The 12,188-nt window shown below is 76.5% G+C and carries 6 protein-coding genes; 2 read left to right on the top strand and 4 right to left on the bottom strand.

Annotated features, from left to right (window positions below; all coding sequences use genetic code 11):
- The 4 genes from KVT14_RS03595 to KVT14_RS03580 form a co-directional block, all read right to left on the bottom strand.
- A partial coding sequence (locus tag KVT14_RS03595) for an AAA family ATPase (protein WP_217614395.1) occupies positions 1 to 1,923 on the bottom strand: 1,923 nt, incomplete at its 3' end.
- Positions 1,923 to 3,116 (bottom strand): exonuclease SbcCD subunit D, encoded by a 1,194-nt coding sequence (locus KVT14_RS03590; protein WP_217614394.1) that lies wholly within the window; start codon positions 3,114 to 3,116, stop codon positions 1,923 to 1,925. The genes KVT14_RS03590 and KVT14_RS03595, both read right to left, overlap by 1 nt.
- A 76-nt stretch (positions 3,117 to 3,192) precedes the next feature.
- The gene (locus tag KVT14_RS03585; protein WP_217614393.1) at positions 3,193 to 3,552 is read right to left on the bottom strand and encodes an STAS domain-containing protein; all 360 of its coding nucleotides are present in this window, start codon (positions 3,550 to 3,552) and stop codon (positions 3,193 to 3,195) included.
- 214 nt (positions 3,553 to 3,766) lie between these two features.
- A complete protein-coding gene (locus tag KVT14_RS03580; RefSeq protein WP_217614392.1) occupies positions 3,767 to 4,279 on the bottom strand; it encodes an aminoacyl-tRNA deacylase in 513 nt (170 codons plus the stop codon).
- 438 nt (positions 4,280 to 4,717) lie between these two features.
- Here KVT14_RS03580 and KVT14_RS03575 point away from each other — a divergent pair, with 438 nt between their 5' ends.
- Both KVT14_RS03575 and hrpA read left to right on the top strand, forming a co-directional pair.
- Positions 4,718 to 7,450: a glycoside hydrolase family 3 C-terminal domain-containing protein gene (locus KVT14_RS03575; protein ID WP_217614391.1), complete on the top strand. Its 2,733-nt coding sequence runs from the start codon at positions 4,718 to 4,720 to the stop codon at positions 7,448 to 7,450.
- A 155-nt stretch (positions 7,451 to 7,605) separates the two neighbouring features.
- Positions 7,606 to 12,147 carry an ATP-dependent RNA helicase HrpA gene (gene hrpA / locus KVT14_RS03570; RefSeq protein ID WP_217614390.1) on the top strand — a complete coding sequence of 1,514 codons (4,542 nt, stop codon included), beginning with the start codon at positions 7,606 to 7,608 and terminating at the stop codon, positions 12,145 to 12,147.
- Positions 12,148 to 12,188: the final 41 nt, after the last annotated feature.

Here is a 12,188-nt window from a genome sequence, read left to right as displayed (position 1 = left end):
GCCGTGCCCCGCCCCGCCCGCGCGGACCCGCTCGCGGGCGGCCCCGGCGTCCCGTGCGGCGGCGAGCTCGGCGCGCGAGGCGTCGACCGCCGCGGCGGAGACGGCGCCCTGGTCGGCGCGCAGGCCGCCGGTCCGCTCGCGGAGCGCGGCGCAGGGCTCGGTCCGTCCGACCACGCGGGCCTCGGCGGCGCGCACGGCGTCCTCGGCGGCCCGGCGGGCGTCCTCGGCGGCCGCGACGTCCTCCTCCGACACCGGCTCGTCGCCGGCCGGCGCGGGGTGCGGGTGCTCGGTGCCGCCGCAGACGGGGCAGGGCTCCCCCGGCGCGAGGCCGGCGGCGAGCTCACCGGCGAACCCGGCGAGCCGGGCGCGGCGCAGGCGCGACTCCTCCTCGACCGCGGCGACGGCGGCGTGCGCCGCGGATGCGCGGGCGGCGGTGGCGGCGGCGAGCTCGGCCTCGGCCGCACCCAGGTCCCGCACGGCCGCGGCCACGGCTTCGGCGTCGGCGAGGTCGCGGGCGCGGGTCGGGGCCGTCGCGGCGAGCGCGACGGCCGCGTCCAGGTCGGCCACGAGCGCCGCCCGGCCCTCCGGGCGCACCGCGAGCAGGCCGTCGGCCTCCGCCATCGTGCGGGTCCGCACGGCCTGCACCTCGCGGAGCCGGTCCCGGTCGCGGGCCCGCTGGGGAAGCGCGCGCTCCAGCCCGACGACGCGGGTCAGGGTCGCGACCTGCGCGGCGGCCGCCTCCCGCACCCCGGCGAGCGCCGCGGGCAGGCCGGCGTCGGCGAGCGCGGCCTCGGGGTCGGCGGGGGCGAGCCCGGCCGGGGCGGCGTCGAGCGCGGCGCGCAGCTCCTTGTCCGCGCCGACGAGGGCCCCGCGGGCGTCGTCGAGCCCGCGCAGCACCGGCCGGGCCACGGCGGCGCGGCGCGCGCGGCCCACGCGGGCCACGCCGGCGGCGTGCTGCTCGGCCGCGTCGGCCAACCGGGCGCGCTCCTCCTCCAACGCCGCTCGGCGCCGGACCAGCCGCAGCCGGGCGCCGGCGCCGTCGGCCGCCGCGCGCGCCTCGGTGACCCGCCGGTTGGCCGCATCGGCGGCCGCGCGGACCGCGTCCTCGTGCGCCCGGAGGGCGGCGAGCCGGTCGGCGACCAGGGACCCGAGCTCGTGGGCGTCCTCCGCGGCGGCGGTGCGCAGCGCCAGGACCCCGTCCTCGTCGGCGGCGGACGCGCCGGCGAACCGTGCGGTGCACTCCTGCACCTCGGTCCGGGCCTCGGTCACGACGCGCTGGGCCTCGCGGCGCAGCTCGTCGAGGCGCTGCTGCACCCGCTCGTAGACCTCGGTGCCGAAGATGCGCTGCAGCAGCCCCCGGCGCTGCTCGGGGTCCGCGCGCAGGAACGCGGCGAACTCGCCCTGGGGCAGCACCATGGTCTGCACGAACTGGGCGCGGTCCAGGCCGACGACCCGGGTGAGCTCGGCACCGGCCTCGTCGAGTCGGGTCGAGAGCAGCTCGCCGGGCGGGTCCCCGGCGTCGACGTCCTCCCGGTCCGGGGCGGGGCCCTCGGGTGCCGCGGTGAGGCGCCAGAGCTTGACGGTGGCCTGCTGCTTGGCTCGGCCCGTGCCGCGCTTCTTGGCGCGCTCGTAGGCCGGCGTCCGCCGCACCCGGTACACGCCGGACCCGGTCTCGAACACCAGGTCGACGACCGTCTCGACGTCGTCCGCGGCGAACGCCGAGCGCAGCCGGTCCTCGCTCGCCGACGCCGACGCGACCTTGCCGTAGAGCGCGAACACGACGGCGTCGATGACCGTCGACTTCCCGGCACCGGTCGGCCCCTCGAGCAGGAACAGGCCCCCGGCGGAGAGCGCGGCGAAGTCGACGGTGTGCCGCCCGGCGAACGGGCCGACCGCCTGGATGGTCAGGGCGTGCAGCCGCATCAGGCGCTCCGCTCCGCGGCGACGACCTGCTCGTAGGCGCGACGCAGCACCGCGGCCTCGGCGTCGGTCGGCCGGGACCCGCTCACGTGCTGCACGAACTCCGCGGCGACCTCCAGCGGGTCGCGCGCGGCCGTCACCTCGGCGGCCCGCGGGCCGGCGGCGCGCGCCGGGGGCTGGTGCTGCACCACCAGCGCGTGCGGGAACCGGGCGCGGACGCGGCGGTACAGGTCGGCGGGGCGGTGCGCGTCGGTGACGGTCACGCGGACCCAGTCGTCGAGGTGCGGCTCGCCGGCGGCGCCGAGCAGGTCGTCGAGCGGCCCGGTCAGGTCGGTGAGCCGACGCGGCACGGGGGCCGGGACCAGGCGGACGTCCGGCAGACCGGACGGGCCGAGGTCGACCAGCACCGTGGACTTCGCGTGCCGGGCCTCCGAGAACGAGTACGCGAGCGGCGACCCGGAGTACCGCAGCACCGTCGCGCCGGCGCCGTCGCCGACCCGTTGCGGGCCGTGCAGGTGGCCCAGCGCCACGTAGTCGACGCCCCCGAACACGGAGGCCGGCGCGTGGTCGACGCCCCCGACCCGGATGTCCCGCTCGGACTCGCTCGCGGCTCCGCCCACGACGAACGCGTGCGCGAGCACCACGGACCGGGGCGCGCCCCGGCCGGCGCCGGCGGCCTCGGTCGCGCGCGCGGCCAGGTCGGCGCGGACCCGGTCCATCGCGGCGCCGAGCACGGCGGCGTGCGAGCGCGGCAGCGGCGTGTCCGCGTCGGGGGCTGCGAGCGCGTGCCGGGCGGCGTCGGGGTCGAGGTACGGCAGGCCGTAGACCAGGACGTCGTGCCCGTCGCCGGGCAGCACGACCGGCCGCGCCAGGTCGTCGAGGCGCGCGAGCACCCGGACCCGGTCCTGCATGAGGTCCGCGCCGAAGCCGAGCCGGATCGCCGAGTCGTGGTTGCCGGGGGTGAGGACGACCGCGGCGTGCTCGGACAGCCGGCGCAGGGCGTCGGACAGCTGGGCCACCGACTCGACCGGCGGGATCGCGCGGTCGTACACGTCGCCCGCGACGAGCACCGCGTCCACCCGCTCCTCGCGGACCACCTCGACGAGGTGGTCGAGGAACGCCTGCTGGTGCGCCGTGAGGTCGACGCCGTGCAGGGTGCGGCCCAGGTGCCAGTCGGAGGTGTGCAGGAGCCGCATGCCTCGAAACTAGCCGCCACCACCGACATCCCCGCGCACCGCAGGCGTCGCCTGTGGACGACGGGCGTGGCGGCCGTCAGGCGATGGCGCGCTCCGGCGCGGCGTCGGGCTCGGGGGCGAACTCCCCGGCCATGCCCAGCATGTCGAGCTTCTCCAGCAGCTGGCGGTGCGGGTCCCGCAGCGTCAGGCCCTGCGCGGTCTCGCCCGCGGCCAGGTTGAGCTGCAGCACGAACGCGAGCCCGGACGAGTCGATGAACGTCACGTCGGTCGCGTCGACCACGATCGGCGCGGTGCTCGCGAGCGCCTGCGCCATGGACGTGCTGGCCTCCGCCCGCAGCGCACCGTCGACCTCGCCCCACAGCCGGACCACCGTGCGCTCGTGCGCGGCGGTCACGTCGATCCCCCCGACGGGGGTGGGATCCTCGGTCAGGTTCATGTCCTCGTTCTCTCCAAGTCTGCGTGGGGCCGCCCGATCATGGACCCCCGGCGTCGCGCGCGCATGCCGAGCGCCCGGCCCCGGGGTCCGCGGGAGGCGCGACCAGCGCGTGCTCCGTCCGAAACAACGCGCCCGTCCCCTGCTTCGTTCCCGATCCCGGGACGCGGCCTTGACCGAACCTTGACCGTCCGGTCGGGATGGTGGCGTCGGGCGGTCAGGCCGCGCCGTCGGGCATCGGCTCGGTGACGTCCGCCACGGTGGCGTCCAGAGCCCGGACGAGGTCGTCGCCGTCGACCCGGGCGCCGACCCCGTGCCCGCCCCCGCCGATGGATGCGGGGCGGCCGGGCACCCGCTCGTCGGCCACCACCGGCCAGGCGCGCAGCGAGCCGAACGGCGTGATGGTGCCCCGCTCGTACCCGGTGACCTCCTTGGCGGTCGCCGCGTCGGGCATCGACATCCGGCTCACGCCCAGCAGCGTGCGCAGCTTGGGCCACGAGATCGTGCGGTCGCCGGGGACGAGCACGAACAGGTAGTCGTCGTCGCCGCGCCGCACCACCAGCGTCTTGACGATGCCCGACGGGTCGATGCCACGGGCCGCGGCCGCCTCGGCGAGGGAGCGCACCGGGCCGTGCCGGACGATCTCGTGCGCGATGCCCGCGTCCGCGAGCGCCTGCGCGGCGCGCCGCTCGCCCTCGGTGGCCGCGCCGTGGTCCTGCTCGCTCGTCATGCCCGCCACCCTACGAGCCGGGTCCGACAGGGGCGCGCGGCACGGCGCGCCCCGCCGCTGCTCACCAGGTCCGTGAGGTGACCGCGCGGTGCGCCCGTCGCCGCCCCCGATCGCGCCGGCGTGGCGACGCAGGTCAGCGCGCGCACAGACCGCGCACCGACTGACCGGCTCGACACGCGCGTCCACCACGTGACCCGCATCCGTCCGGTGACCGGACCGCCCGGACACGCGCCTGCGCGGCCTCGCCGGGAGGTCCGAGGCTCCGGTCTCGGCGACCCCGGTGGTCAGTCGCCCGCGGCCCCCCAGCGAGCCGCTGCCACCCCCGGTTGCCCCCGGCACCCACCCCTTGACCCTCACCCGAACGGGTGACCTACTGACCCGACCAGGCGACGACGCCCGCGGGACGTGCGGGCGACCCGTGATCCAGGGGGTTCGACGATGCACCCACGTACCCGGCGCGCCAGCGTGCCCGCGCTCCTCGCGGCACTGGCGCTGACAGTCCCGGTCGGAGCCGCCGCGGCGGCCTCGCCCGACGACGACCCCGCGGTGGAGACCTCGGTCACCGAGGCCCTGCAGGAGGCGCAGTCGTTCCCGTCGGACTTCTGGTGGGACGAGTCGCCGGACGACACCGCCCGCGCGCGGGCGATCCTGCGGCGGATGACCCTCGACGAGAAGGTCAACATGATGCACGGGGAGCTGAACAACTTCTTCGGCTTCTACAACGCCCCGATCGAGCGCGTCGGCATCCCGGCCCTGACCATGGCCGACGGGACGGCGGGCGTGCGGATCGCCAACCCCGACGTGAACGGGAAGCTGTCGACGCAGCTGCCCTCGCCACTGGCCCTGGCCGCGACGTGGGACGCCTCGGTCGCGCAGGAGTACGGGCGGCTGGCCGGCGACGAGGCGCACCGCACGGGGCACAACGTGCTGCTGGGCCCGGCGCTCGACATCGGGCGCGTCCCGCAGGGCGGCCGCAACTTCGAGGGCTTCGGCGAGGACCCGCTGCTGTCCGGGGACATGGCCGCCGCGGAGGTGCGCGGCATCCAGTCGAACCCGGTGATCGCCGACCTCAAGCACTACAACGTCTACACGCAGGAGCAGAACCGGCTGATCGGCGGCAACGCCGTCCTCGACGAGCGGACGCTGCAGGAGATCTACACGCGGCCGTTCGCGATCGCCCAGGACGAGGGCCGCGCCGGGTCGGCGATGTGCTCGTTCAACGGCATCAACGGCGTCCGCGGCTGCGAGAACGACGAGACCCTCAACCAGATCCTCAAGCAGCAGCTCGGGTTCCAGGGCTGGGTGATGAGCGACTACGGCGCCACGCCGAGCACGGTGCAGGCGGTCCTGGCGGGGATGGACCAGGAGATGCCGGGGAACTCCACCCCCGAGGTGGGGCCCGGCGACTGCTTCTTCTGCGGGCCGCTGCTCGACGCGGTGCGCGCGGGCCAGGTCCCGACGTCGCGGATCGACGACGCGGTGCTGCGGATCCTGCGCCCGATGGTCGCCCTCGGTCTGTTCGACAACCCGCCGACCATCAGCCCGCTGCCCGAGGACGCCAACTCGGCCTTCGCCCGCCAGGTGTCCGAGCGGGCCTCGGTGCTGCTGAAGAACGACGGCGCGCTGCCGCTGGGTCCGGGCGTCGGGTCGATCGCCGTGATCGGCGCCGACGCCGACGTCGTCGTCCAGGGCGGCGGCTCCTCGCTGGTGAACCCGACGCGGACGATCAGCCCGCTGCAGGGCATCCAGGACCGGGCGGCCGCCGGCGTGACCGTCACGCACACGCCGGGGAACGACCCCGTCACCTCCACCTCGCTGCTGGCGGGGCCGGACCCGATCCCGTCCGACTTCCTCACCTCCGCCCTCGGCGACGGGGCCGGCGTCCGCGTCGAGTACTTCGACAGCGACGACCTGTCGGGCGCCCCGGCGGTGGACCGGACCGAGCCGTACGTCGGCATCAACGGCGGGTTCTACCTGTTCGAGGGGCTGAACTCGCAGTCGCCGCACTTCCCGCTGCAGGACAACGACCACAACGCGTCGATCCGCTGGACCGGCACGCTCACCGCCCCGGTCAGCGGCACGTACGAGCTCGCCGCCACGACCAACGGCACCAGCACCGTCTTCCTCGACGACCAGCCGGTGCTCACCACCGGGCCGTCCGGCGACCCCGCCGCGGTCACCACGGCGCCGGTGGACCTCGTCGCCGGCCAGACCTACGCCCTGCGGGCCGAGTACACCAACGACTCCCCGGGCGGCACGGACGCCGGTGCCGCGTTCAAGCTGGGCTGGACCCCGCCGGAGCCGGTCGTGACGCCGAGCGTCCAGGCGGCCGCGCAGGCCGCGCGGTCCGCGCAGGCGGCGGTCGTCGTCGTGCGGGACTACTCCTCCGAGGGCGGCGACCGGCCGAGCCTCGACCTGCCGAACGGGCAGGCGGAGCTGATCCGCCAGGTCGCGGCGGCCAACCCGCGCACGATCGTCGTGCTCGAGGTCGGCAGCGTCGTGCAGACGTCCGACTGGGACGGCGGCGTGGGCGCCGTGCTGCACAACTGGTTCGGCGGGCAGGAGCAGGGGGCGGCGGTCGCCGGCATCCTGTTCGGCGACGTCAACCCGTCCGGCCGGCTGCCGGTGACCATCCCGGTCGACGAGGCCTCCACACCGGTCAGCGACCCGTCGCAGTACCCGGGCGACGGGCTGGACCAGCAGTTCAGCGAGGGGATCTTCGTCGGGTACCGCGGGTACGCGGAGAACGGGATCACGCCGCAGTACGCGTTCGGGCACGGCCTGTCGTACACGACCTACCAGTACGCGAACCTGCGCACCGCGGTCGTGCCCGGCGCCGACGGCGGCTCGCAGCTGCAGGCCACGGTCGACGTGACCAACACCGGCGCGGTCGCCGGCACCGAGACCGTCCAGGTCTACGTCGGGAACCTGCCGACCCGCCGGGTCAGCAGCGCGCCGATCAGCCTGGCCGGGTTCGGCACCGCGACGCTCGCGCCGGGGCAGACGCAGACCGTCACCGTGACGCTCAGCCCGGAGTCGCTGTCCTACTGGGACGTCGACCTCGACGCGTGGCGCACCCCGACCGGCACCATCCCCGTGCTGGTGGGGGCGGCGTCGGACGACATCCGGCTCCGCGGCACCCTGGCGATCTCGGACGCGATCGTGCGCTGAGCCGCCTGCCGGTCGCCGAGATCGGTGCTTCCGCCCGAGATCGGTGCCTCCTGCCACCGATCTCGGCGCGAGGCACCGATCTCGGCGTCCGCGTGATCGCCCTGCGCGAATCGAGATCGCGTCCGCGGCTCGGGTGCGGTGACAATGGACCGCCGATGACAGCCGCCGACCCCACCAGCCCCGCCCCCGCCCCCCGTCCCGCGAGCGGCGACGGCGGCGACGCCGCACCCGGGCGTCCCCGGCGGCGACGCGGCGGCCGCGGGCGGCGGCCCGCCGGCGACGGCCGCGCGCCGGATCAGCGCCACCACGACCAGGCCCCGGGTGACCGGGCGGCCGACGGCCCCGACGCCCTCCGCGGCGGCCGCCGCACCCCGGACGCCCCCCGCGCCCAGGACCCCCGCCGTGGCCGCGAGTCCCGCGCCCGGCGCCTGGCCGCCCTCGCCGACGCCCGCCGCGCCGTCGTCCTCCCGCCGGTCGTCTACCCCGAGCAGCTGCCGGTGTCGGCGCGCCGGGCCGAGATCGCCGCCGCGATCCGCGACCACCAGGTCGTCATCGTCGCCGGCGAGACCGGGTCCGGGAAGACCACCCAGCTGCCCAAGATCGCCCTGGAGCTCGGCCGCGGCCGGGACGGCCAGATCGGTCACACCCAGCCCCGCCGGATCGCCGCCCGCACCGTCGCCGAGCGGATCGCGGAGGAGCTCGGCACCACGATCGGCGAGCTCGTCGGCTACCAGGTGCGGTTCACCGACGAGTCGTCGGACCGCACGCTGGTGAAGGTCATGACCGACGGCATCCTGCTCGCGCAGATCCAGCGCGACCCGGAGCTCCGCGCCTACGACACGCTCATCATCGACGAGGCGCACGAGCGGTCGCTCAACATCGACTTCATCCTGGGCTACCTGGCCCAGCTGCTGCCGCGCCGCTCCGACCTCAAGGTCGTCATCACGTCGGCGACGATCGACTCCGCCCGGTTCGCCGCGCACTTCGCCGGCCAGGCGGACGACGGGCACCCCGAGGGCGTCCCGGCACCGGTCGTCGAGGTCACCGGGCGGACCTACCCGGTCGAGCTGCGGTACCGCCCGCTGTCGCCCGACCGCCCGACGGACGACCCGGACGACCTCGACGCGGACGACGGCGCCCGCCCGCGCGCGGGCTCCCGCGGCGCCCCGGCGAAGGGGGCGAGGACGCCTGCGCCCGCCGAGGACCGCGACCTCATGACGGCGATCTGCGAGGCGGTCGACGAGCTCGCCGCCGAGGGCCCCGGCGACGTCCTGGTGTTCCTGTCCGGCGAGCGGGAGATCCGCGACGCCGAGGAGGCGCTGCGCGGCCACCTGGGCCCCCGGGTCCAGGACCAGCGCCGCCCCGACGCCGTCGAGCTGCTGCCGCTCTACGGCCGGCTGTCCGCCGCCGAGCAGCACCGGGTGTTCCAGCAGCACAGCACCCGCCGCGTCGTGCTGGCCACCAACGTCGCCGAGACCTCCCTGACCGTGCCGGGCATCCGGTACGTCGTCGACCCCGGCACCGCGCGCATCTCCCGGTACTCCAAGGCCACCAAGGTGCAGCGGCTCCCGATCGAGCCGATCTCGCAGGCGTCGGCCAACCAGCGCTCGGGGCGGTGCGGGCGCGTCGCCGACGGCATCGCGATCCGGCTGTACTCCGAGGACGACTTCGCCTCCCGCCCGCGGTTCACCGAGCCCGAGATTCTGCGCACCTCGCTCGCGTCGGTGATCCTGCAGATGGTCGCCGTCGGCGTCGCGACCGGGCCGGACGACGTGGCGTCGTTCCCGTTCGTCGACCCGCCGGACACCCGGGCCGTGCGCGACGGCGTGCAGCTGCTGACCGAGCTCGGCGCGCTCGAGACCGGCCCGTCCGGCACCCGGCTGACCGACACCGGCCGCGCGCTCGCGCAGCTGCCGATGGACCCGCGGCTGGCCCGGATGATCGTCGAGGGCGGTCGGCGCGGCGTGGCGCGCGAGGTGATGATCGTGGCCGCCGCCCTGTCGATCCAGGACCCGCGCGAGCGCCCGGTGGAGATGCGCGCCCAGGCCGACCAGCTGCACGCCCGGTTCGCCGACCCGACGTCCGACTTCCTGGCGTACCTCAACCTCTGGCAGTACGTCCGCGACGCGCAGCGGGACCTGTCGGGCTCGGCGTTCCGCCGGCTGTGCAAGGCCGAGTACCTGAACTACCTGCGGCTGCGCGAGTGGCAGGACGTCGTGACGCAGCTCAAGGAGCTCGCGAAGCCGCTCGGCATCACGATGAACCCGCCGCGGACGACGGACCGCGACCTGTCCGAGGAGCGCGACCCCGCGACCGAGGGCCGCGGCGCGCACCGGCTGGAGTGGGACGCCGACCGGGTGCACGTCGCGCTGCTGTCCGGCCTGCTGTCGCAGATCGGCATGCAGGAGGCGTCGGACCTGTCCGGCGGCGGCGCGCAGGCCCGCGGCAAGGGGCGTGGTGACGGCGGTCGCACCCCGGACCGGCGCGGCCGCAACGAGTACCTGGGCGCGCGCGGCGCGAAGTTCGCGATCTTCCCCGGCTCCGGGCTCGCCAAGAAGCCGCCGGCCTGGGTGATGGCGGGCGAGCTCGTCGAGACCTCGCGGCTGTGGGCCCGGGACGCCGCGCGCATCCAGCCCGAGTGGGCCGAGGACCTGGCCGGGCACCTGGTGAAGCGGTCGTACTCCGAGCCGTCCTGGTCGTCCAAGCAGGGCGCGGCCATGGCCCTGGAGCGGGTCATGCTCTACGGCGTCCCCATCGTCACCGGGCGGCGGGTGCTGTTCGGGAAGGTCGACGCCGAGCACGCGCGCGAGCTGTTCATCCGGCACGCGCTCGTCGAGGGCGACTGGACCACGCACCACGCGTTCTTCGCCGAGAACCGCCGGCTCCTCAAGGAGGCCGAGGACCTCGAGGCCCGGTCACGGCGCCGCGGCCTGGTCGTCGACGACGACGCGCTGTTCGACTTCTACGACGAGCGGATCCCCGACGACGTCGTGTCCGCGCGGCACTTCGACCAGTGGTGGAAGGGCGCCCGCCGGAACGACCCCGACCTCCTGACCTTCACGCGCGAGCTCCTGGTGACGGACGAGGGCGGCGTGGACGAGTCGTCGTTCCCGTCGACCTGGCCGCAGGGCGACCTCGCGCTGCCGCTCACGTACCAGTTCCAGCCCGGCACGGACGCGGACGGCGTCACCGTGCACGTGCCGCTCGTGGCGCTCGCCCGGGTGCGGCCGGAGGGCTTCGACTGGATGGTGCCGGGCCTCCGCGAGGAGCTGGTCACCGCGACGATCCGCGCGCTGCCGAAGCCGGTCCGGGTGCAGCTCGTCCCCGCGCCGGACGTCGCCCGGGACGTGGTGGGCTGGCTCGACGCGCACACCGCCTCGTGGGAGGACACCGTGCGCGCGGCCGACGCCGCGCCGTCGTACGAGACCGCGTTCCGGCAGGCCGTCCGGGCGCTCCGCGACGTCGTCGTGCCCGACGGCGCGATCGACCTCGACCGGCTCCCGGCGCACCTGCGGATGACGTTCCGGGTCTCCGACGACCGCGGGCGCGTGCTCGACGAGGGCAAGGACCTCGCGGTGCTGCAGCGGAAGCTCGCGGCCCGCACCCAGGACGCGGTCTCGACGGCCGTGCGGAGCGCGGTGCGGGACGCGATGGCGGACGCGCGGGCGCGGTCGGGGGGCACGGACGGCGACGGCGGCCCGGTCCCCGCGGCCGCCCGTGGCGGGGCGGCGGCCGTCCCCGGTCCCGGGGCGCGGACCGCGACGCCCGCGCTGCCCGGCTTCGACGGCGCCGACCTCGACACCTGGCCCGCCGACCTGCCCGGCGGCGCCCTGCCGGAGCGCGTGGAGACGCAGGACGCGAGCGGGCTCACGGTGCGGGGCTACCCGGCGCTGGTCGAGCACGGCTCCGGGGCGTCGGCGACCGTCCGGGTCGAGGTGCTGGCCGACGCGGGCGACCAGGCCGTCCGGCACCGCCGTGGCCTGCGCCGGCTCCTGGTCCGCGACGTCGGGCTCGCCCCCGGCCGGATCACCTCGCGGTGGTCGGGGACCCAGGCGCTCACGCTCGCGGCCAGCCCGTACCCGAGCACCGAGGCGCTGGTCGCCGACGTGCAGCTCGCCGCCGTCGACCGGCTGCTGACCGAGCACCTCGCCGGGCGCCCGGCGACGGCCGTCCGGTCCGCCGACGCCTACGCGGCCGCCCGAGGGTTCGTCCGGGACCGGCTCGAGGACGCCGTGCACCGCGTGGTGCAGGACCTGGTCGCGGTGCTCGCCGCGGCGCGGGACCTCGACGGCGCCGTCCGCGGCACGCGGTCGCTCGCGCTGCTCGGCACCGTGCGCGACGTGCAGGAGCAGGCCGAGCGCCTCGTGCACGACGGGTTCGTCTCCGAGACCGGCGCCGACCGGCTGCCGCACCTGGCGCGCTACCTGCGCGCCGCGTCCTACCGGCTCGACAAGGCGGCGGGCAACCCCGCGCGCGACGAGCAGCTCGCCTGGCAGGTCCGGGACCTGGAGCAGCTGCTCGGGCAGACCCGCGCCCGGGTGACGAGCCGGACCCTCGTGCCGGCCGACCTGGCGGCGCTCGACGACGCGCGGTGGCTGCTGGAGGAGCTGCGCGTGAGCCTGTTCGCCCAGCAGCTCGGCACGCCGGTGCCGGTCAGCGAGAAGCGCATCCGCAAGGCCCTGGCCGCGCTGGCCTGAGCCCGGCGCCGCGGAGACGCCGCGAGTTCGGTGCCCCCGGC

This window comes from Cellulomonas sp. GbtcB1, assembly GCF_019091725.1.
Taxonomy (GTDB): Bacteria; Actinomycetota; Actinomycetes; order Actinomycetales; family Cellulomonadaceae; genus Cellulomonas.
The sequence above is the reverse complement of the archived record's forward strand: the minus strand, read 5'-3'. Positions and strand labels throughout refer to the sequence as shown.

What these genes read in the sequence shown, in the direction of transcription:
- KVT14_RS03575 (WP_217614391.1), top strand. Translation starts at nt 4,718, where the DNA reads ATGCACCCACGTACCCGGCGCGCCAGCGTGCCCGCGCTCCTCGCGGCA.
- hrpA (WP_217614390.1), top strand. Translation starts at nt 7,606, where the DNA reads ATGACAGCCGCCGACCCCACCAGCCCCGCCCCCGCCCCCCGTCCCGCG.
- KVT14_RS03590 (WP_217614394.1), bottom strand. Translation starts at nt 3,116, where the DNA reads ATGCGGCTCCTGCACACCTCCGACTGGCACCTGGGCCGCACCCTGCAC.
- KVT14_RS03585 (WP_217614393.1), bottom strand. Translation starts at nt 3,552, where the DNA reads ATGAACCTGACCGAGGATCCCACCCCCGTCGGGGGGATCGACGTGACC.
- KVT14_RS03580 (WP_217614392.1), bottom strand. Translation starts at nt 4,279, where the DNA reads ATGACGAGCGAGCAGGACCACGGCGCGGCCACCGAGGGCGAGCGGCGC.